At 70.9% G+C, this 22,084-nt stretch carries 15 protein-coding genes and 1 pseudogene; 11 read left to right on the top strand and 5 right to left on the bottom strand.

Going from position 1 to position 22,084, the window contains the following annotated elements:
• The 7 genes from ACZ7LS_RS18700 to trpC all read left to right on the top strand — a co-directional run.
• On the top strand, positions 1–2,222 hold a 2,222-nt coding region (locus tag ACZ7LS_RS18700), incomplete at its 5' end, for a non-ribosomal peptide synthetase (protein ID WP_385135971.1).
• 130 nt (positions 2,223–2,352) lie between these two features.
• On the top strand, positions 2,353–10,374 hold the full coding sequence (locus tag ACZ7LS_RS18695; protein WP_385135968.1) for an amino acid adenylation domain-containing protein: 8,022 nt from the start codon (positions 2,353–2,355) through the stop codon (positions 10,372–10,374).
• Positions 10,375–10,413: 39 nt separating this feature from the next.
• Entirely contained in the window at positions 10,414–10,623 is a 210-nt protein-coding gene (locus tag ACZ7LS_RS18690) for an MbtH family protein (protein WP_382515343.1), read from the top strand.
• A gap of 132 nt (positions 10,624–10,755) precedes the next feature.
• Positions 10,756–11,130 carry a nuclear transport factor 2 family protein gene (locus ACZ7LS_RS18685; RefSeq protein ID WP_382515346.1) on the top strand — a complete coding sequence of 125 codons (375 nt, stop codon included), beginning with the start codon at positions 10,756–10,758 and terminating at the stop codon, positions 11,128–11,130.
• Between the two features lie 66 nt (positions 11,131–11,196).
• On the top strand, positions 11,197–12,375 hold the full coding sequence (locus tag ACZ7LS_RS18680) for a branched-chain amino acid aminotransferase (protein WP_471064911.1): 1,179 nt from the start codon (positions 11,197–11,199) through the stop codon (positions 12,373–12,375).
• On the top strand, positions 12,372–12,875 hold the full coding sequence (locus tag ACZ7LS_RS18675) for a YbaK/EbsC family protein (protein WP_382515349.1): 504 nt from the start codon (positions 12,372–12,374) through the stop codon (positions 12,873–12,875). Before ACZ7LS_RS18680 ends, ACZ7LS_RS18675 begins: the two co-directional genes overlap by 4 nt.
• Positions 12,876–12,945: 70 nt before the next feature.
• Complete coding sequence (trpC, locus tag ACZ7LS_RS18670; RefSeq protein ID WP_385135962.1) at positions 12,946–13,761, top strand: indole-3-glycerol phosphate synthase TrpC; 816 nt, start codon at positions 12,946–12,948, stop codon at positions 13,759–13,761.
• A 553-nt stretch (positions 13,762–14,314) separates the two neighbouring features.
• On the opposite strand, the pseudogene ACZ7LS_RS18665 reads toward trpC, so the two are convergent.
• Positions 14,315–14,371: pseudogene (locus tag ACZ7LS_RS18665) on the bottom strand (hypothetical protein); the annotation flags it as partial.
• A 177-nt stretch (positions 14,372–14,548) separates the two neighbouring features.
• On the opposite strand from ACZ7LS_RS18665, the gene ACZ7LS_RS18660 reads away from it, so the two are divergent.
• The 3 genes from ACZ7LS_RS18660 to ACZ7LS_RS18650 all read left to right on the top strand — a co-directional run bounded on the left by ACZ7LS_RS18660 (position 14,549) and on the right by ACZ7LS_RS18650 (position 17,659).
• Positions 14,549–15,448, top strand: coding sequence for an SDR family oxidoreductase (locus ACZ7LS_RS18660; protein ID WP_385135960.1), 900 nt, complete (start codon positions 14,549–14,551; stop codon positions 15,446–15,448).
• 449 nt (positions 15,449–15,897) lie between these two features.
• Complete coding sequence (locus ACZ7LS_RS18655; RefSeq protein ID WP_385135957.1) at positions 15,898–16,140, top strand: hypothetical protein; 243 nt, start codon at positions 15,898–15,900, stop codon at positions 16,138–16,140.
• Positions 16,141–16,741: 601 nt separating this feature from the next.
• A complete protein-coding gene (locus tag ACZ7LS_RS18650) occupies positions 16,742–17,659 on the top strand; it encodes an ArsR/SmtB family transcription factor (RefSeq protein ID WP_382515363.1) in 918 nt (305 codons plus the stop codon).
• Here the strand turns inward: ACZ7LS_RS18650 and ACZ7LS_RS18645 are convergent.
• Entirely contained in the window at positions 17,656–18,417 is a 762-nt protein-coding gene (locus ACZ7LS_RS18645; protein WP_385135954.1) for an SDR family NAD(P)-dependent oxidoreductase, read from the bottom strand. The genes ACZ7LS_RS18650 and ACZ7LS_RS18645 overlap by 4 nt on opposite strands.
• Positions 18,418–18,479: 62 nt before the next feature.
• Here ACZ7LS_RS18645 and ACZ7LS_RS18640 point away from each other — a divergent pair, with 62 nt between their 5' ends.
• Complete coding sequence (locus ACZ7LS_RS18640) at positions 18,480–19,133, top strand: TetR/AcrR family transcriptional regulator (protein WP_382671184.1); 654 nt, start codon at positions 18,480–18,482, stop codon at positions 19,131–19,133.
• 69 nt (positions 19,134–19,202) lie between these two features.
• Here ACZ7LS_RS18640 and ACZ7LS_RS18635 read toward each other — a convergent pair whose 3' ends face one another.
• The 3 genes from ACZ7LS_RS18635 to ACZ7LS_RS18625 all read right to left on the bottom strand — a co-directional run bounded on the left by ACZ7LS_RS18635 (position 19,203) and on the right by ACZ7LS_RS18625 (position 21,958).
• A complete protein-coding gene (locus tag ACZ7LS_RS18635) occupies positions 19,203–19,892 on the bottom strand; it encodes an HAD family hydrolase (RefSeq protein ID WP_385135950.1) in 690 nt (229 codons plus the stop codon).
• A gap of 25 nt (positions 19,893–19,917) precedes the next feature.
• Positions 19,918–20,400, bottom strand: a complete 483-nt coding sequence (locus ACZ7LS_RS18630) for an Lrp/AsnC family transcriptional regulator (RefSeq protein WP_356516356.1) — start codon at positions 20,398–20,400, stop codon at positions 19,918–19,920.
• An 85-nt stretch (positions 20,401–20,485) separates the two neighbouring features.
• Complete coding sequence (locus ACZ7LS_RS18625) at positions 20,486–21,958, bottom strand: hypothetical protein (RefSeq protein WP_385135947.1); 1,473 nt, start codon at positions 21,956–21,958, stop codon at positions 20,486–20,488.
• Between the last annotated feature and the right edge of the window lie 126 nt (positions 21,959–22,084).

Genomic DNA, 22,084 nt, shown 5'->3' with positions numbered 1-22,084 from the left:
TGGTGGAGTGGTTGCAGGGGTTGCAGAGCGAGCAGGTCGAAGCCCGCCGCCACGACCACCTCCCCCTCAACCGCGTCCAGGCACTCAGCGAACTCCCCATGAACCAACCGCTCTTCGACAGCCTGGTCATCTTCGAGAACTATCCCGTCGACACCGACGCGGCCGACCGGCATGGTCTGAGCGTCAGCGAGGTCGGCTCGGTCGAGGCGACCAACTACCCCCTGAACCTGGCAGCGTTCACCGGCAAGCGTCTGACGCTGATCCTGCTCTTCGACCCCGACGTCTTCGAGCGGTCGACAGTCGAGGGGCTGCGCGACCAGCTCACCCTGCACGCCAGGAGCCTGGTGGAGGTCACGGACGAGAGGATCGCCGACCTCGGCCTCGTCACCCCCGGCCGACGGAACGAGATCCTGCGGACCTGGGGCAGAGGCGCCCCCGGCGACAGCGGACACACCCTCACCGAGATCTTCGCCGAACAGGTGGCGCGGGTCCCCGGCAACACCGCCCTGATCGTCGGTGACGAGCGGATCTCCTACGCCGAACTGGACGCCCGCGCCAACCGCCTCGCCCATCACCTCGTCGAGCGGGGGGTACGGCCCGACTCCCGGGTCGGCGTCTGCCTCGGCCGCCGCACCGAACTGTTCGTCGCGCTGCTGGCGGTACTCAAGGCCGGCGGGGCGTACGTACCGCTGGACCCGGAGTACCCGGCCGACCGTCTCGCCTTCATGGTCTCCGACTCCGGAGCCGGGCTCGTCGTCACCGACAGCGCCTGCGCCGGGGCCCTCCCGCCCACCGACGCCGGACTGCTGCTCCTGGACGACGCCGCCGAGCACGCCGCCGTCGCGGCCCGGCCGGGCCATGCGCCGGAGGTGACCGTACGGCCCGACAACCTCGCCCATGTCATCTACACCTCAGGCTCCACCGGCCGGCCCAAGGGCGCCGTACTCCCGCACCGCGGTGTGCTGCGCGTCGCCCGCGACCCCAAGCTGGCGATGACCGAACGCGATGTGGTCGGCCAGCTCGCCACTGTCTCCTTCGACGCCGGCACCCTGGAGATCTGGAGCGCGCTGCTCAACGGCGCCGCGCTGGCCGTCAGCCCCACCCGTGTGATGTCCGCGGCCGAGACCGGTGAGTTCCTGCACTCCCGCGGTGTCACCGCGATCTGGATCACCGCCGGACTGTTCCACGAGATCGTGGACAGCGATGTGCGGGTCTTCTCGGGGCTGCGGCTGATCATGTCGGGCGGTGACACCCTCTCTCCGGCACACTGCGTCAAGGTGGTCGGGCAGCTGCCCGGTGTCCGCGTGATCAACGGCTACGGGCCGACCGAAGGCACGGTCTTCACCTCGCTGTTCGTCGTCAACGGCAACTACGCGGGCACCGGCCCGATGCCGATCGGCACCCCCATCGCCGGCACCGGCGTGTACGTACTGGACGCGGCGCTGCGGCCGGTGCCGCCGGGGGTGGCCGGGGAGCTGTATCTGTCCGGCGACGGTATGGCGCGTGGCTATGTGAACCGGCCCCGGATCACCGCCGAACGCTTCGTCGCCGACCCGTTCGGTCCCCCCGGATCCCGGATGTACCGCTCGGGAGACCTGGTGCGCTGGCTGCCCGACGGCAACCTCGACTTCGTCTCCCGCACCGACTTCCAGGTCAAGATCCGCGGACAGCGCATCGAACTCGGTGAGATCGAGTCGGCCGCCGCCGGGTATCCCGGCGTCGCGCAGGCGCTGGTGCTGGCGCGCGAGGACATCCCGGGCAGCAAACGGCTGGTGGCGTACGTGGTGCCCGAGTCCGGTGCGCCGGTGCCCGAGCCCGACGAGGTGAAGGACTTCATCGGCCGCTCGCTGCCCGCCTACATGGTGCCCGCCGCCGTAGTGGTCCTGGACGTCTTCCCGCTCACCCCGAACGGCAAGGTCGACCGGCGGGCGCTGCCCTCGCCCGAGGAGATGGCGGGGGAGGGCGGCGAGGGGCTCGCCCCGCGTGACCCCGGCGAGGAGCTGGTGGCGGGCATCTGGGCCGAGGTGCTGGGCCTGGAGAGGGTCGGAGTGCTGGACAACTTCTTCGATCTGGGGGGCGATTCGATCCTGAGCATTCAGGTGATCTCCCGGGTCCGCGAGGTGTTCGCCGTCGATCTGCCGGCCCGCACGCTCTTCGACAACCCGACGGTCGCGGACCTGGCGTCGGCGGTCGAGTCCCAGGTGCTGGCGGAACTGGAGTAGCGCGCCGGAGCGTGGCCCGGGGCCGGAGCCGGCCCCGGCGGCACCTGCCGTACGCCGGCCCCGGCGGTACCCGCCGTACGACCTCGTGGCACCCGTACGACCTCGTGGCACCCGTAGAGGAGAGAGACGCATGGACGCGGCATCACGCGAGAGCTGGATTCAGTCCCTGCCCGAGCACGTACGGGACAGGATGCGCTCACGGCTGGCCGGCGGCGGCGACGGGAAGGCCCGGCCCGGCCGGATCACCCCGGCCGGCCGCGACCGCGACCTGCCGCTGTCGTTCGCCCAGCAACGGCTGTGGTTCCTGGACGAGTTCGAGCCGGGAAGCGCCGAGTACAACTCCTGCGCGGCGCTGCGGGTCACCGGCGACCTGGACGTCCCCGCGCTGGCCGGCGCGCTCTCGGCGCTGGTGGTGCGGCACGAATCGCTGCGCACCACCTTCGACGCGGTGGACGGACAGGGCATACAGCTCATCGGTGAACCCTTCGCGGTGCCGGTGCCCGTCACCGACGTGCCGCCCGCTCCCGAAGCCGAGCGGGACCTGATCGTCCGGAGCCTGCTCAGGGCCGAGGTGACGCGCCCCTTCGACCTGCGCACAGGACCACTGCTCCGCGCGCTCCTGGTGAAGCTGGACGACACCACGCACATCTTGGTTCTGACGATGCATCACATCGTGACGGACGGCTGGTCGATGGGCATCCTGGAACGCGAGCTGAGCGCGCTCTACGCCGCCGCCCTGCTGCCGGGGCCGCGTGAGACCGCCGCTCTGCTGGAGCGTGCCGGGCTGACTCCGCTTCCCCTGGGCTACGCGGACTTCGTCGTCTGGCAGCGCGAGCGGCTCAGCGGCGGCGAGCTGGACCGTCAACTCGACTACTGGCGCAAGAAACTGGCGGCGCTCACACCACTGGACACCGCCACCGACCGGCCACGGCCCGCCGTACGCGGGTACGCCGGCGCCGCGTACCCCTTCCGGTTCCCCGCCGGGCTCACCGAGCGGCTGACCGCCCTCGCGCGCGGGCGCGGCGCGACCCTCTTCATGGCCGTGACCGCGCTCAGCCAGCTCCTGCTGTCCCGCCACTCCGGCCGCCGCGACATCGCGGTCGGCACCCCTGTCTCCGGACGCGACCGGGGCGAGGTGGAGCCGATCGTCGGCTTCTTCGTCAACACCCTGGTGCTGCGGTCGGACGTGGACGAGCTGCGTACGTTCGGGGAGTTCCTGGACTCCGTACGGGAAACGGTGCTTGAGGCGTTCGCACACGGCGAGGCGCCGTTCGAGCAGGTCGTGGACGCCCTCGTGACCGAGCGCGACCTGAGCCGTCTGCCCCTGGTACAGGCGATGGTCGCGCTCCAGAACGCTCCCTCCGCGCCCCTGCGACTGGACGGCGTGGAACTGGCCGAGGAGCCGCTGCCCCGTGATTTCTCGCTCTTCGATCTGACCTTCACCTACTGGGAGGAGGATGGGGAGCTGCGGGGTTCGGTCGAATACAGCACGGATCTGTTCGACGCGTCCACGATCGAGCGGCTGACCGGGCATCTCGTGACGCTCGCCGAGGCGCTGACCGCGCCCGGTGGTGCGGAGCGTCCGATGGCCGGGCTGGCCATGCTGACCGGGAGCGAGTTCGCACGCGTCGCCGCCGAACGGGCCGGTGCGGAGAGGAGATTACCGGACACCAACGTGGTCGAGCTGTTCCAGCGGCAGGCGGCCCGCACCCCCGACGCGCCCGCGGTCGTCACCGGCGCCGGGACACTGGGCTACGCCCAGCTCAACGAGCGCGCCAACCGGCTCGCGCACGAGCTGGTCGCCCGGGGCGTCGGTGCCGAAGACGTGGTCGCGGTCTCCCTGCCACGCTCCGCCGATCTGATGGTGACGCTGTACGCGGTGCTCAAGACGGGCGCGGCGTATCTGCCGGTCGACCCCGACTACCCGGCCGAGCGCGTCGCGGCGCTGCTCGCCGACGCGCGCCCCGTACAGGTGATCACCCAGCGCGCGGCCGATCTTCCCGTACGGCCGGAGCCCGGCACCGGGCACCTGGTGCTCGACCGGCCCGTCACACGCGAAGCGCTCGCCGCGCGATCTGCCGCGGACCTCACCGACGCGGACCGGCGCGCCCCGCTGCGACCGGGAAACGCCGCGTACGTCATCTACACCTCGGGCTCCACCGGCCGCCCCAAGGGAGTCGTCGTACCGCACGGCGGACTCAGCAACTACCTTCACTGGTGCGCCGGTTCCTACCCCGGCATCCGGGGCGGCGCGATCCTGCACTCCTCGGTCTCCTTCGATCTGACCGTCACCACCCTGTTCGCACCGCTCACCGTCGGCGGCACGGTCTACGTCAGCGCGCTGGAGGACATCGACCCCGAGCTGTGGGCCGGCGGCGGGCCCGCGCCCACCTTCATCAAGGCCACCCCCAGCCATCTGCCGCTGCTCGAATCGCTGCCCGACGAGGTGCTCGCGCGAGGCGATCTGGTAGTGGGCGGCGAGCAGTTGCTCGGCGAGGCGCTCGCCCCCTGGCGGGCGCGGCACCGCGACGCGAGCGTCGTCAACGAGTACGGACCGACCGAGGCCACGGTCGGCTGTGTCGTACACACCGTGGCGCCCGGCGACACCGACCCGGCGGGCGCGGTCCTGATCGGCAGACCCTCCTGGAACATGCGCGGCTATGTCCTGGACGGGCTGCTGCGGCCGGTGCCCGTGGGGGTGCCGGGGGAGCTGTATCTCGCGGGTGAGCAGCTGGCCCGTGGGTATCTGGGCCGGCCGGGGCTGACGGCGGAACGTTTCGTGGCGGACCCGTACGGCCCGCCGGGCGGACGGATGTACCGTACGGGCGACCTGGTGCGCCGTACGGCCGACGGCGCCCTGGAGTACCAGGGCCGCACCGACGACCAGGTCAAGATTCGCGCACACCGCGTCGAACTGGGCGAGGTGGAAGCCGCGCTGGCCGCGGCGCCCGGTGTCGGACAGGCGTGTGTGATCGCGGCCGAGGCCCCCGGCGGACTGCGGCTGGTGGGGTACGTCACCGCGCGCCCGGCCGGCTCCGTGGGTGCGGACGGCCCGGACGGCCTCACACCCCACGCGTCCGGCCCCGGCCTCGAAGCCGCGGCCCTCAGGGAGTACGCGGCCCGCGCTCTGCCCGACTACATGGTCCCCGCCGCCGTCGTCGTCCTCGACACACTGCCGCTGACCATCAACGGCAAGGTCGACCGCAGGGCGCTGCCCGCCCCCGACCCCACGCTCTTCGCCTCGGCCGCCGAGCGCGTCGCCCCGCGCAACGCCCTGGAAGAGGCGGTGGCCGGCATCTGGATGCAGGTGCTCCACCTCGACGACATCGGCGTCCTCGACAACTTCTTCGAACTGGGCGGCAATTCGATCCTCAGCATCCAGGTGATCTCCCGGGTGCGGAAGACCTTCGGGATCGAGCTGTCCGCCCGCGCGCTCTTCGACCGGCCGACCATCGCGGAGTTCGCCGAGCGGGTCGCGGAGGGCCGGGCGGCCGGACACACCGCACGCATCGCCCCGGCGGGCCGCCACCGTACGCTGCCGCTCTCCTTCGCCCAGCAACGCCTCTGGTTCCTGGACGAGTTCGAGTCGGGCAACCCGGCCTACAACGCGGGCGGAGTGCTGCGGCTCACCGGCCCCCTGGACATCTCCGCGCTCTCGGCGGCGCTGTCGGCGCTGGTGGTACGGCACGAATCACTCCGTACCACCTTCGACGCCGTCGACGGCCGCGCCGTACAGCTGATCGGTGATCCCTACGCGGTCCCGGTCCCGGTCACCGAGCCCACCGCGACCGACCCGGACGAACGTGAACGGGAACTCCGGACCGCCCTGGCCGCCCAGTTCGCCCTGCCGATGGACCTGCGGAACGGCCCGTTGCTGCGCGCCCAGCTGGTCCGCGCGGCACCCGACGACCACGCGCTCGCCCTGACGATCCATCACATCGTGACGGACGGCTGGTCGATGGGCGTCATCTCGCGCGAGCTCGGCGCGCTCTACAACGCGGCGCTCGAAACGGGCTCGCGCGAGGCCGACCGCCTTCTGCGGCACAGCGCCCTGCCGCCGCTCCCCGTGCAGTACGCCGACTACGCCGTGTGGCAGCGCGAGCAGCTCTCCGCCCAGGAACTCGACGCCCAACTCGACTTCTGGCAGTGGAAGCTGGCCGGGGTGCAGCCGCTGGAGCTGCCCGCCGACCGGCCCCGGCCACCGGTCCTCGGCTACGCCGGCGCGCTGCACACCTTCCGGCTCTCCGCCCACGCCACCGGCGGACTGACACGCGCGGCCCAGGAGCACGGCGCGTCCCTCTTCATGGCCACCACCGCCCTCAGCTCCCTCCTGCTCGCCCGCTGGTCCGGCCGGAAGGACATCGCGCTCGGCACCCTCAGCTCCGGACGCGACCGGGCAGAGGTAGAAGGGCTGATCGGCTTCTTCGTCAACACCCTGGTCCTGCGGTCGGACGTGGACGAACTCCGTACGTTCGGGGAGTTCCTGGACTCCGTACGGGAAACGGTGCTTGAGGCGTTCGCACACGGCGACGCGCCGTTCTCCCGGGTGGTCGACGCGGTCGTCACCGAGCGTGACCTGAGCCGCCCGCCGCTGGTACAGGCGCTGATCGCCTTCCAGAACACCCCCGCCCCGCCCCTGCGGCTGCACGGGGTCGAACTCTCCGAGCAGCCGCTCACCCGTGACTTCTCGCTCTTCGATCTGACGTTCACCTACTGGGAGGAGGACGGGGAACTGCGGGGTTCGGTCGAATACAGCACGGACCTGTTCGACGCGTCCACGATCGAGCGGCTGACCGGGCATCTCGTGACGCTCGCCGACGCACTGGCCGCGCCGGGTGGCGCGGAGCGTCCGATGGCGGCGCTGGCGATGCTGACGGAGGGCGAGCGGGCACGCGTCGACGCGGACCGGGCGGGCGCGGAGCGGCCGTTGCCGGACGTCACCGTCATCGAGCTGTTCCAGCGGCAGGCGGCCCGTACCCCCGACGCGCCGGCCGTTGTCAGCGACTCCGGAACCCTGACCTACGCCGAGCTGAACGAGCGCGCCAACCGGCTCGCGCACCATCTCATCGCGCAGGGCGTCGGACCGGAGGACGTGGTCGCGCTCGCGCTGCCCCGCTCCGCCGCACTTGTCGTCGCGCTGCTCGCGGTCCTCAAGACGGGCGGCGCGTATCTGCCGCTCGACCCGGGCCACCCCGCCGACCGGCTCGCCTACACACTGCGGGACGCAGAGCCCGTCCGCGTACTGACCGACACCGCCACCCGCGAACTCGTCGCGGACAGCAAATGCCCGCTGCTGCTCCTCGACGATCCCGCAGGCGGCGAAGGATACGAGCCCGCCGCCCACGCGGTGGTGGATCCGGTCCGCAGGCACGCCGCCCACCACCCCGCGTATGTCATCTACACCTCGGGCTCCACGGGACGGCCCAAGGGTGTGGTGATCCCGCACGCGGCGCTGGCCACCTTCCTCACCTGCATGGCCGACCGATTCCCGCTCACGGCCGCCGACCAGCTGCTCTCCGTCACCACCATCAGCTTCGACATCGCGGCGCTGGAGATCTATCTCCCGCTGCTCGCCGGCGCGCGGGTGATCGTCGCGGAGCAGGAGGCCACGAGCGATCCCGACCGGCTGGCCCGGATCCTCGAAGACTCCGGGGCGGGCATCATGCAGGCCACCCCGTCGCTGTGGCGGATGCTGCTCGCCGTACAGCCCGACGCGGTCAAGGGCCTGCGGGTACTCGTCGGCGGCGAGGCGCTGCCGCCGGATCTCGCGGAGCGGCTCGCCGGTTCCGCCGCGAGCGTCACCAACCTCTACGGTCCGACCGAGGCCACCATCTGGGCGACCACCGAGGACATACGGCCCGGCGTACGGCACGGGATCGGCGGCCCGGTCTGGAACACCGGGCTGCACATACTGGACGGGCTGCTGCGGCCGGTGCCCGTGGGGGTGCCGGGGGAGCTGTATCTCGCGGGTGAGCAGCTGGCCCGTGGGTATCTGGGCCGGCCGGGGCTGACGGCGGAACGTTTCGTGGCGGACCCGTACGGCCCGCCGGGCACGCGGATGTACCGTACCGGCGACCTGGTGCGGTGGACCGGCCGCGGCACCGTCGAGTACCTCGGGCGCACCGACCACCAGGTGAAGATCCGCGGGCTGCGGATCGAACTGGGCGAGGTGGAAGCCGTGCTGGCCGCCGGACCCGGCGTGGGACAGGCGTGTGTGGTGGCCGCCGAGGGGCCGGGCGGGCTGCGGCTGGTCGGCTACGTCACCCCGCACCCGGACGGCTCGGTGACCGGCGCCGCCGCCCCCGCCACGGATGTCCTCGGCGGCGCCGCCGCCACGGATGTCCTCGGCGCCGTCGATCCCGTCACGGATGTCCCCGTGCTTCACACCGACGCGCTGCGCCGGCACGCGGGCCTCACCCTGCCCGACTACATGATCCCCGCCGCGCTCGTCGTACTCGCCGAACTGCCCCTGACGGCCAACGGCAAGGTCGACCGCAAGGCGCTCCCCGCGCCCGAGCCGGCCGCCACGGCCGGAGAGCCCGGCGCACGGCCGGTCACCGGCACCGAAGTGCTGCTCGCCGGGATCTTCGCCGAGCTGCTCGGTCTCGACGACGTGGGCCTGGACGACAACTTCTTCCATCTCGGCGGTGACTCGATCCTCAGCATCCAGCTGGTGGCGCGCACCCGCGCCGCGGGAGTGCCGATCACCTCGAAGGACATCTTCCGCGCCGCCACGGTCCGCGCGCTGGCGGAGCTGGTCGACAGCGCGGCGCACGGACCGGGCGACGGGCTGCGCGACGGAGCGGGTGACGGAACGGGTGACGGAGCGGCGCCACAGACCGCGACGGCGGCCGGGCCGCTGCCCCTCACGCCCGTACAACGCCGCTTCTTCGAGACGTACCCCACCGACCCGCACCACTACAACATGTCCGTCCAGCTGGAGCTGGCACCGGACACCGATCACGACGCGCTGATCCGGGCCGTCACCGCCGTCATGGCGCGCCACGAGGCGCTGCGGACCCGCTTCACCGGCAGCGGCGCCACACGTACCCAGCACATCGGCCCGGCGTCACAGCGGGTCCCCGTCGCCAGACGCGACATCTTCGGTGTCACCGCGACGGAACTGGCAGAGGTCATGGACCGGGCGGCTGCCGAGGCCCAGGCATCGCTTGACCTCACCGAGGGCCCGGTGGCGCGCGCCGTCCTCTTCGACGGCGGCGCGGACAGCGCGCCCCGGCTGCTGCTGGTCGCCCACCACCTGGTGACCGACGCGGTGTCGCTGCGCGTCCTGCTCGCGGACATCGACTCCGCCTACCGGCAGGCGCGCGACGGCGAGCCGGTCACGGTCGCGCCGGTCCGTACGTCCTTCGCGCAGTGGGCCGCGCGCTTGTCCGAGCACGCCGGGGCCGGCGCGTTCGCAGCGGAACTCCCTTACTGGAAAGAGGTGCTGGAGCAGGAATCCAGTCCTCTTCCCCTGGACGGGCCGGGACCCAATACGGTCGCCTCGGAGGCGGAATTCACCGTTGAACTGGACGAGCCGGAGACCGAGGCGCTGCTGCGTACGGTGCCGGCCGCGTTCCGTGTCCGTACGGAGGACCTTCTGCTCACCGCGCTCGGCGCGACCCTTTCCGGATGGACGGGCGGCGCGGGCGTCACCATCGACCTCGAAGGCCATGGCCGGGGTGAGCTGTTCGACGACCTCGACCTGTCGCGTACGGTCGGCTGGTTCACCACCGTCCATCCGGTCCGTCTGAGCGACCCGGGTGATCAGCCGCCCAGGGCGCGTGTGAAGCTCGTGGGCCGGCGGTTGCGTGCCGTCCCCAACCAGGGACTGGGTTACGGCGCCCTGCGGTACCTCCAGCGGGAACCCGTGCTGGTCGCCGCCCCCACGCCACAGGTGGTCTTCAACTACCTCGGGCGGTTCGACGACGCCCCGGGGGCCGCGGAGGGCGGTCCGGTACGCGCCGTACTTCCGGCCGTCGCCCAGCAGAGCGACCGCGCCGAGCGGCCCCATCTGCTCGACATCACCGGCGTCGTCATCGGCGGCCGGTTCAGGCTCGCCATCCGCTATTCCAGCGCGACGCATCACGAAAAGACCATCGCGAAGCTCTCCGGGGAATTCCTGCGCGAATTGCGCGCGCTCCTCGGCTGACGCCTCGCGCGGCCGTATCCGAATGAGAGGGAAAAGGAAATGTCGGTACCGTTCGAGAACAATGAGGCTTTCTATCTCGTACTCGTCAATATGGAGGGCCAGCACTCGGTGTGGCCCACCTTCGCCGACGTGCCCAAGGGCTGGGAGGTCGTCTTCGGCCCGCAGCGGCGGCAGGAGTGCCTCGACTTCGTGGAGACCAACTGGACCGACATGCGGCCCAAGTCGCTGATCGAGGCCATGGGCGCGTGACGTGACCCGTACAGCCCATGGATCCCGCACGCCCCGCACCGCCTGTACCGCCCCCACACCCCGTACCGCCCGCGCAGTCCGCACACCCCGCACACCCCGCGCAGTCCGCACACACCGGACGGAGGACAGCACATGACCGAAAGCTCTCCCACCGAGGCCAATGTGGCCCGGGTGCGTGAGTACTACCGGCTCGTGGACGCGGACGACGTCCTCGGACTTGTCTCGCTCTTCGCCGAGGACGCCGTCTACCGGCGGCCGGGTTACGAGCCCATGCGCGGTCACACCGGCCTGACCGCCTTCTACACCGGCGAGCGTGTGATCGAGAGCGGCCGGCACACCGTCGCCACGGTCGTCGCCCGGGGCGACCAGGTCGCGGTCAACGGTGTCTTCGAGGGCGTCCTCAAGGACGGCCGCCAAGTCCACCTGGAGTTCGCCGACTTCTTCCTGCTCAACGGCGAGCGGCGGTTCAGCAGGCGGGACACCTACTTCTTCGCCCCACTCGTATGACCCATCCCGCCCCACCACGCCACACCCCGATCGCACGAACCGCCACAGGAGGCCGGAGTGCATATCGTGTCCACACCAGTAGCCCGACCACTGACGGCGCCGGAGCGCGCGGAGCGCTCCGCCGCCCCCGCCTTCGGCACCGCGTTCACCGAGCACATGGTCTCCGCCCGATGGAACCCCGAACAGGGCTGGCACGAAGCCGAGTTGGTACCGTACGGTCCGCTGCTCCTGGACCCCGCCACGGTCGGTCTGCACTACGGCCAGGTCGTCTTCGAGGGGCTCAAGGCGTTCCGTTCGCACACCGGTGAGGTCGCGGTCTTCCGGCCGGACGCCCACGCCGTACGGATGCGCGCCTCGGCCCGGCGCCTCATGATGCCCGAGCCGCCCGGGGAACTGTTCCTCGCGGCGGTGGACGCCCTGGTCGCCCAGGACCAGGAGTGGATACCCGACGACCCCGGCATGAGCCTCTACCTGCGCCCCATCCTCTTCGCGAGCGAGCGCACCCTCGCCCTGCGTCCCGCCCGTGAATACCGCTTCCTGATGGTCGCGTTCATCACCGAGGGCTACTTCGGCGCCGCCCAGCGCCCGGTACGGGTCTGGGTCACCGACGAGTACTCCCGGGCCGCCGCCGGCGGCACCGGAGCCGCCAAATGCGCGGGCAACTACGCCGGAAGCCTGCTCGCCCAGGAGGAGGCCCAGAGGAAGGGATGCGACCAAGTCGTCTGGCTCGACCCGGTGGAGCGCCGCTGGGTCGAGGAGATGGGGGGCATGAATCTGTTCTTCGTCTACGGATCCGGCGACTCGGCCCGGCTCGTCACCCCGCCGCTGACGGGCAGCCTGCTGCCCGGAGTCACCCGTGACGCGCTGCTGCACCTGGCACCCACCCTCGGCGTGCCGGTGAGCGAGGCGCCGCTGAGCCTGGAGCGGTGGCGGGCCGACTGCGCTTCCGGTGCGATCACCGAGGTCTTCGCGTGCGGCACCGCCGCCCGCATCAGCCCCGTCAACGAGGTCAGCACCAAGGACGGCTCCTGGACCATCGGCGGCGACGGGACCGGTGGCAGGACCGCCGACGGCGACGGGACCGGTGGCAGGACCGCCGACGGCAACCGGGCGGGTGTGAACACGGCCGGCGAGATCACCGGCAGGCTCTCCGCCGCGCTGTTCGGCATCCAGCGCGGCCAACTGCCCGACCCCCACTCCTGGATGCGGCCGGTGTCCCCGGCCAGACAGTCGGCGACCACATGAACGAGACCGCCGGCCGCGACGAACTGATCGCGTCACAGCGTCTGTTGAACCTGCTGGAGGAGACGGGCGCACGCTACGAACTCCTGGCACACGCGCCCGAGGGCCGGACCGCGCTCGCCAGCGCGCTGCGCGGCCACGCACTGACGGCGGCGGCCAAATGCATGATCGTCACCGTGCTCGGCGGCACCCCCGCGGAGCGGCACCTCCTCGCGGTGATCCCCGGCGACCGCCGGGTGGACCTGGAGCGGGTCGCGGCGGAGTGCGGCGGACAGCGCGCCCAACTCGCCCGGCGCGACCTCGCGGAGAGCCTGACCGGCTGTGTGAGCGGCAGCATCATCCCGTTCTCGTTCCATGACGAGCTGACCGTGCTCGCCGACCCCGCGCTCTTCGCGGAGCCGACGCTCTACTTCAACGCGGCCAGGCTGGACCTGTCGGTGGCGCTCGCCACCGAGGACTATCTGACGCTCGCCAACCCCAAGATCGTCCCGATCGCGGCCTGACACGGGCGGTGACCGCGTCACCGTCCAGCCGGCCGGAAGCGGGAATCAATGTGAGAGGACCGACACCCCCATGACCGTGCTCGACGAGATCATCGGCGGAGTACGCGAGGACGTCGCCGCACGTCAACGACTGGTGTCCGAAAGGGAGGTGCGCGAGCGGGCGCTGAAGCGGGCGCCCGCTCTCGACGCCGCCGCCGCGCTGCGCGGCGGCACGGGCGTGCGGATCATCGCCGAGGTGAAGCGGGCCAGCCCGTCCAAGGGCACACTGGCCGCCATCGCCGACCCGGCCGCGCTGGCGGGGGAGTACGAACGCGGCGGCGCGGCCGCGGTCAGCGTCCTGACGGAGGGGCGCCGCTTCCACGGCTCACTCGCCGACCTGGACGCGGTCCGCGCCGAGGTACGGATCCCCGTCCTGCGCAAGGACTTCGTCGTCACGCCGTACCAGCTGTGGGAGACCAGGGCGCATGGCGCGGACCTGGCGCTGCTGATCGTGGCGGCGCTCGCGCAGGACGAACTCGCCGCGCTGCTGAAGCTCGCGGGCGAACTGGGGCTCACCGCGCTGCTGGAGGTGCACGACGAGGAGGAGACCGATCGCGCGGTGGCACTCGGCGCACCGGTGATCGGTGTCAACGCCCGGGATCTGAAGACCCTCCATATCGACCGAGGTACGTTCGCCCGGCTCGCCCCGCGCATCCCGGAAGGGGTGGTACGCATCGCGGAATCCGGTATCCGGGGGCCCGAGGACGTGGCCGAGGCCGCTGCTCACGGGGCGGACGCCGTGCTGGTGGGCGAGGCGCTGGTGACCGCCGCGGGCCCTGGCCCCGCGCTGGCGGCACTGCGCGCGGCGGGGCGGGCCGGACGGGCGCCGGGGGGCCGATCGCGGTAGTGATCACCGTCGCGCCGGCACCGACGTCGTCGGGCGGCCCACCCGGTTCATCCGGTTGATCCATTGCTACGCCGATCGCGTCGCGTCGCGTCACGTCCGCGGCCAGTGCCACGAGCCTTCCCAGTACCTCGCGTTCGAGGTCGGGGAACGACCGCTCCTCGCCGTCTGCGATCCACGTGGCGAAGGCGACGCCGAACATGGTCACGCCCGATTCCGCGGCGAGCGTGGCCGTCACCTCCGGAACACCACGCGACCGGAGGGCGGCGGCGACCGCCGTGGCCGGCCGGGCCGACTTCAGCGGGTCCCGTTCCCGCAGCGCCGGGTTCTCGGAGATGATCCGCTGCCGCCGCCCGGAGTGGTCGCGGCGCTCGGCCGGGAAGAACGTCGCGGCGGCCGACAGCGCTGACTCAACGATCTCCAGCGGTGACGCGTCCGGAGCGGCCGCGGCCACCCCGTCCAGGAACGCCCGCTCCATTAGTTCCTGCCCGCCGAGGAGCACCTCATGCTTGTCCGTGAAGTGGCGGAAGAACGTGCGCTCGGTAAGCCCGACGGCCTGCGCGATGTCGGCGGTGGTCGTCCTGTCGAAGCCGCGACTGATGTGGAGGTCCATCGCCGCCGCCTGTAGTCGCTCCCGCGTCCCGGGCTCCCATCGCACCATGAGTCCACTTGTGATGACAGTGACCGACATGGGAGCTACAGTGACATCAGTGACTGACATCAGTGACTGACATCGCTCGCTTTCCCCAGGCCTGACCATCGGACCTGATCATCGAAGGAAGTCCTTCACATGCGCGTTTTCGTTACCGGAGCATCCGGGTGGATCGGTTCCGCCACGGTCGACGAGCTGCTCGCCGCCGGCCACGAGGTGACCGGGCTGGCCCGCTCCGACACCTCGGCCGCGTCCCTCGACGCGAAAGGCGTCCAGGTCCGCCGCGGCGACCTCGACGACCTCGACAGCATCCGGGAGGGCGCGGCCGCCGCCGACGCCGTCCTCCATCTCGCCAACAAGCACGACTTCGACAACCTCGCCGCCTCCAATCAGGCCGAACGGGCCGCCGTGCAGGCGATCGGCGACGTCCTGACCGGAACGGGCCGCCCGTTCCTGCTGGCGTCCGGCGTCGCCGGTCCGGCGCGGAGCCGTGGAACGGTGACCGAGGAGGACCGGTCGCCGTTCCACGGCCCGGAGTCCCCCCGGGGTGGCAGCGAGAACCTCGCGCTGGAGTACGTCGATCGCGGCGTGCACACGGTGAGCCTCCGGTTCGCCCCCACCGTGCACGGCGACGGCGACCACGGATTCATCGCGGCCCTGGTCGCGATCGCCCGTGAGAAGGGGGTCGCGGGCTACGTCGGCGACGGCGTGAACCGCTGGCCGGCCGTCCACCGGTCGGATGCCGCACGGGGCACCCGCCTGGGGCTGGAAAAGGCCCCGGCGGGAACTCTCCTGCACGTGGTGAGCGAGGAAGGGATCCCCACGCGGGAGATCGCGGAGGCCATCGGACGGGGACTCGATGTTCCCGTCGCCTCGATCGCACCGCAGGACGCGGAGAAGCACTTCGGCTGGATCGGCCACTTCTTCGCCATGGACATCGCCGCGTCGAGCGCTCGCACGCGGGAACTTCTCGGCTGGGTCCCGAGCGGGCCGAGCCTCCTCCAGGACTTGGACGCGGGGTCCTACTTCCGCGCCTGACGCGCCTGAGGCGCTGGTTGTGCGGGCGGCCCCCCGGCCGCACAACCACACCGAAGCCCACCTTCGTAGCCGCGGGCAGCGTGGCCAGGCCGATCGCGATCGGGTTCCAGGCGGCCAATGAGCAGGTGATCGGTGTTGGCGCGAAAAGGAAACAGAGACGAGCCCGCGACGCCTGTTCATGATCCGCCCGGCCGTTGTCCGTATTCGTGATTGTCGTCGTGGCCGCACCGGTCCGAACGCGGGTACCGGTGCGGAGACCAGATACACCAGATCAATCGGAGAAGGCCGGTGCGGGTCCGCTCCGGGCCACTCCACCGATCCACGGATGCCTGGCGGTGTTCCACAGGTGGGTTCCCATTCGTCCGGCGCGCCCTCCTTGCCGCGCTGTAATCGAATTCAAGCCGCCGGTTTTCCGCATTGTCCGCCCTGTCTCGCGCACGACGGTATCCGTGACGTTTTCCGAACCGACCAACCGGTCCGTTCGTCTTCATGATGAAGACCTCGCCGAAGACCTCGGTGAAGTCTTCGGCGAAGTCCGTCATGAAGACGACGACCGGCGGCGCGGGCATCGCCCGGGGGCATGGTGGCGGTCGACCGCCCGGCAGTCGCGCCACCGTCGGCAGCCATGCGAACTCGCCTTTCTGGTGGCGGAAATGCTCGCCGGCCGGCCATCCAGGGAGACCCTCCGGTGACGCCCCGCCGATCCCGCGGACCGCTGTGACCGGGCCGTGGCCGGGCATCGCCGGTTGTGGAGGAGGCGGCGCTGGGGTAGGTCCGGCTCCGCCGCCCGGTTCACGTACGACCTGCCGTGTTACCAGCGGAAGCGGAAGGGGTGCGGCCGGATCCTCCGGCGGAGTTTTAGCCCTCGCTAAAGCACCCTCGCGGGCCACTACGGAATTCTGGCCACATTTCCTGGAGATGTTCTGGGGCTCTGCCCATTCGGGCATAGGAAGAACGCCGCCGGCGGCTCGGCGCCCTTTGCCGGGCGCGGCTCAGGACTGCGGCTAAACTCTTGGAAAACGGCTGGGTTGACGCGCTATCACCTACAGCTGACCCCTCTTGGGCAGGTGCAGCCAGCTGTACCTCCATAGGCGTGCGGCCTCCCCTGTCGGATGTGATGGGGCGGACGCACTATGGAAGTCATCGAGGCCAACGGTACTTTCGAATGTTTCCGATAGCCCTTGGCGACTCGTGGTAACGTCGAATGCACTTGCGAGTTGAAACGGTGGGAGCGGCTCGTCGCCGGTGAATCCGAGGCCGGGTCGACAGTGCGCACGGATCCTGCGGGGGAGTATGCGTCGCATATATTTTACGCCTGAGAGCCTGTCGCAAACCAGAGTTCTTCCGCAGGTCGATCAAGTACGCGAGTCCCTCTTCGCCCTGGAAGAGCTGAGTCTGGGCGGCGGCGGACCGGTGTTCAAGCCATGGCGCAAGAAGGTCGGCAACTCCGGCAATATCCGCGCGCTGGTGAGGCTCGCCCAAGTGGTCCGCCCCATCCCGGATATCGATCAAGTGGTGCGAAGACTGGGACTTGACGCGCGTAGCGCCACGGAGGACGGCGGCCTCGCGGAGCCCTCCCCTTCCCGGGAGAGACCCCAAGTCGTCCAGGATCTTGAGGAGTTCCACCGCATCGCGATAGCCCCGTACTGGAAAGCCATCTCCAAGCGGCTGCACGCCGACCGCACCGCGCGCGGTCAGATCATGCTCAGCGACGGCGTCGGCAAGCTGCTCTCCACCCTCCACCCGGCCATCCGCTGGGACGCTCCGATCCTCGAAGTCCCGGGAAACGGGGACGATTTGAAGCTGGAGTCGGGCGGCCTCGCGCTGGCGCCCTCACTCTTTCTGGCGGGCCGGCCCCCGGTGCTCTCCGGCGGCGGATCCGACGGACGCCCGGTGACGTTGATCTACCCCACCCGGGCCAACCCCGAGTGGGCCGACTCGCTGTGGGAGTCCAAGGGCGGCGCCGAACACGCGCTGCACGCGCTGGTGGGGCGTACGCGCGCGTCGGTACTGGAAGCCCTCACCAGCAGTTGCACCACCACCGAGGTCGGCGAGAGTGTGGGTATCTCCTCTGCCGCGGCAAGCCAGCACACTTCGGTTCTGCGCACGGCCGGGCTGATCACCACTCTGCGCACCTTCAACAAGGTGCAGCACACCATCACCCCGCTCGGCGTCGCGCTGCTCAACGGCGACATGGCGGACAAGTCCTAGTGACCTGAGCCGGAGAGCGGCGGCCAGAACTCCTCGACGCGGTCGCGGTTCCGGTACATGCGCCAGTAGACGTCGGCCAGCCGGTCCGGGTCGACCACAGTGATTCCGGGCGGCAGAGAAGCGCTCTCGAAATGGTCGTGGCCTTCGCTGCCGGCGATGACGGAGCCGACCGTGAGCGTGCCGACGTATACGCCCAGCGGGGCGACTTCTCCGTGGAGCGAGTACAGGTAGTTGCGGGTGGCGGCCATGGCCGGTCCGACGCCGCTCATGCCCGGTATGGGGCGGGCGGCGGTGAGGCCGTGGGTGACGAGTATGGCGCCGTCGCCGTGTGCGGTCATCGCCGGCAGGACGGCGCGGGCGATCGCGACGGGTGTGAGAGTGAACAGGTTCAGCAGCTCGCCGAGCCGGTCCGCGGTCAGCTCCGTCGCGGGCCGAGGCATGGCCGTCATCGGCGCGGGCGAGTACTCCAGCACGTCGATGCGGCCGAAACGTTCATGGACTCTCGCCACCAGTGCCGGAATGCCGGCGGGGTCGGCCAGATCAGCGGGGAAGGCCGCGGCCTCGACGCCGTTGGACGCGAGGGAGCGGACCAGCTTCTCCAGCCGTCCGGGTCGACGGGCGACGAGAGCGACCCGGAAGCCCTCACGGCCGAAGCGATGAGCCAAAGAGACTCCCAGGCCGGTACCGGCCCCAAGAATGGCGATCACAGGGGACATGGCGACGCACTCCTCGCGCACGGCGGCGGGCAACTTGAACACACCTTCAACTTAACGTGGACGGTACCACTAAACTTGAGGAGACACTCAAGAAAGGATCCGCGGTGCGTGCAGACAGGGAAGACGGAGCCGGGGCGGTCGGCAGCCGGGGCGGGCCGAAGGCCGTGCGTGGGCTGCGGAGTGACGCGGCGCGTAACGAGGAACGGCTGAAGTCGGCGGCGGCCGAGGTCTTCCGGGAGCGCGGGCTCGGGGCTCCGGTGGATGAGATCGCCAAGCGCGCGGGAGTCAGCGTCGGCACGCTCTACCACCGTTTCGGAGGCCGTGAACGGCTCATCGACGCCGTGGTGCCGGACGCTCTCGCCGCACGCTTGGAGGAGGCCGGCCGCTGGGCACTGGAACAGCGGGACGCGTGGAAGGGGTTCGCCGGCTACATCGAGCGTCTGTGCGAGATCCAAGCGAGCGACCGCTCGTTCGGCGAGGCCCTCAGCGGCGGGACCCTGGGCTCACGGCGTCTGATCGACGTCTGCTCGGCTCAGGCGGAGACCGCTCACCGGGTCGTCGCCAACGCACATCGACAAGGCACCCTGCGCAAGGACTTCACCCCGGCGGATTTGTCGTATGTGTTCTGGTTCACGACCGCTACGCTCCAAGCCACGGCCGGTGGCGATCCGGACGCCTGGCGCCGCGGCATCGCCTTCCTTCTCGACGGCCTCCGCACCCGCTCCGCCGTGGAAAGCGGGCGCGACGAGGCGAACTGACGCGGCAACGTCAATGTGGTGCGTCAGTGGGTCCTGACAAGCCGTCGTCCGCCGGCGGGCCGGCGGGCTCTACTCCCCGACGATCCACGCGTACGCGGCCTGCGCCGTGAACTCGCTCTGCCCGGCGGGGAAGAGCAGCCCCGCCGTACCGAACGCCGGATCCAGCGGCGCGCCGGGTGTGGCGGCGTAGGGGACCGCGACACATCGCATCCCCGCGGCCCGCGCGGCCCTCACACCGGGCGCGGCGTCCTCCAGTACCACGCAGTGGGCGGGTTCGGCTCCCAGCCGGCGCGCCGCCTCCAGGAAGACGTCCGGCTCCGGCTTGCCGTGCGCGACCTCCTCGGCCGAGACGGTCGTGGTGAAATACCCGTCGAGTCCGGTGACGGCGAGCGCCAGTTGGATGGCCGCGCCGGACGATCCGGACGCCACGGCCATGGGTACGCCCTCGGTGTGCAGCCGTTCCACCAGCTTCCGCATCTCCGGGAATGTCTCCGTCGACGCGCGCACCCGCTCCAGATAGAGCCGGTTCTTCTCGGCGAGCAGGGTGTCCAGCGGCGCGTCGATCCCGTACTCCCCGCGTAGCGCCTCCAGTGTCTCGCGGGTGCTGATCCCGATGAACCGGCTGTGGTGCTCCCAGCTGAAGTCGGACACACCGTACTGGGCCAGGAGCAGCCGTCCGGCTTCGTAGTAGTTGGGCTCGCTGTCGACGAGTGTTCCGTCGAGATCGAAGATGACCGCAAGCGTTTGGGAAGTGCTCATACGGTCCAGCATGCCAAGCCTTCCGTCAGCGTCGCTCACCGACGGCCCGGCCCACCGACTCGACCAGCGGCAGCAGCCGGTGCGGCACCCTCTCGCGCAGCGCCATCTCCGTACGCGTACGGACCACACCCGGCAGCTGGATCAGACGCTGGACCACGTCCTCCAGATGGCCGTTGTCGCGCGCCACGACCCGGGTGAGCAGATCCCCGGCACCCGTGATCGAGAAAGCCTCCACGATCTCGGGTACCTCCGCCAGTGCGTCACCGACCTCGTCCAGATGCCCCTGCGTGACCTCGATATGGACAAAGGCGAGCACCGGATGGCCAAGGGCGGCCGGGGAGAGGAACGGCCCGGTGCCGGTGATCACCCCCTCGCGCTCCAGTCGGTCGAGCCGGGCCTGGAGCGTTCCCCGGGCGATCCCCAGGATGCGCGCGTACTCCCGCACGCTGGTACGCGGCCGCTCGATGAGGAGCCGCAGGATGCGGGTGTCGAGCGCGTCCACCGCCATCGTCCGCCGGCCTCCTGCCGTCCGTGGGTACGGCCCGAGCCTGTACCAATGGCCCCATTATGTGGGACCGGCTATGTGGGACCGGCTATGTGGGACCGGCCTGAGCCATCAGCCCCGGGCCGTCGGGCGACGCGGGCGACGGCAGGCTGATCCTCTCGGCCACCTCGCCGCCGCCGGCCTCGGCGGCGCTGTCGCCGTCACTGTCGCCGTCTTCGCTCCCGGCGCCGGGAGCACGGTCGTCCAGCGTGATGGTGACGGTGGTGCCCGCGTGCGCGAGGGTGTCCAGACCGGTGCCGATGCGTTCGTACAGAGTGGTGGCCAGCGCCCAGTCGCCGTCACCCGCGTCCGTGGTGTGCCGCGTGGTGAACAGGGAGATCAGGATGGCGATCAACGAGCGCCCGGACAGCGCGGCGGCGATCCGGTCATCTCCCCGGTCGGTGATCCGCGGAGGCATCCGGAAGTGGGAGTGACGGCCCGCCTGGCCGGTGATGAACTCCCAGGTGTCGCGGTGGCAGACCAGGGACGCCGACGACACCCGGGCGGCGCGCTTCAGCAGCTCACCGTGCTCCTCGGGCACGGGGGTCACACGGTGCATGGGGCTCATGGAGTGCATGGGGGTCACGGGGTGCAACGCGGTGACGGGGGTCACGGGCGGCGCCTGTCGCGCGGGCTCCCCGGGCGTGCGCAGACCCCCGTCCGCGTCGTCCATACGGGAGGTCAGCGCGGTGATGTCCGCACGGACCGCCGCCAGCTCGCCGCGCGCCTCTTCGAGGTGCGCCAGCAGCGGGCCGAACTCCCGGCGCAGCGCGTTCAGGAGCGAGGGCGCCACCCGCTCCGGGGGCCCTGGCCAGGCCCCCTCCACCGGGACACCCCGGGGAAGCGCCGAGGGTCCTGACAGCGCCGAGTCCCCGTGCGGCCGCGCAGGATCGTCGGAGGGCTCGGGCAAGGTATCGGGCGAGGGCTCGGCCGGTGCCGACGGCTCGGACGGCCCGGGGAGCACGGTCCGGGCGTCGTCCTCCTCACGCTGGCTGGGAACGCTGGGCATACCGGGAACACTGGGCATACCGGGGACGCTGGGCATACCGGGGACGCCAGACGCACTGGGGACGCCAGACATACCGGGTACGCCGCCGGGCATACCGGGGACCTCGGGCAGGCCCGACACGCCGGGCACCGTCATCCCGGGCGGAAACAGCGGTCCGTCGGCCGTACCGAACGGAAGCGACGGGTGGCCGGCGGACCCGGGACGGAGTCCCTCGACCGCCTCCTTCAGCTGCTGGACCTCGTCCTGAAGGATCTCCACGGCGGTTTCGACGGTCTGCCCCAGCTCCTCCCTGCCGCGCGCCAGGCCCTCCTTCGTCTCCCGGAGCTCCGTACGCAGCTCGTTCAGCCCGGAGGCGATGGCCTCCTGGGTGGCCCGGTGCGCCTCGTCGCCCGCCATCCGGAGCCGGTCGAACCCCTCGGCGAGGGCCGCCCGCAGCTCCCTGCGTGTGTCGGTCAGCGAGTTGTGCAGCATGCTCAGCAGGGTGTGGGAGACGTCGTCCTTGTTCCGGGCCAACACTGTTCCTCGTCTCTACGGTAAGTAGTCATCTGATCTCTGGCGGTACACGCCCCAGGTGAAACCTCGGGAACGGCGATAACTGACGCACCGCCACTCTTGGGGGTGGTTGTGCGATGGATCCGG

Source organism: Streptomyces sp. NPDC039430 (assembly GCF_055639435.1).
The sequence above is the reverse complement of the archived record's forward strand: the minus strand, read 5'-3'. Positions and strand labels throughout refer to the sequence as shown.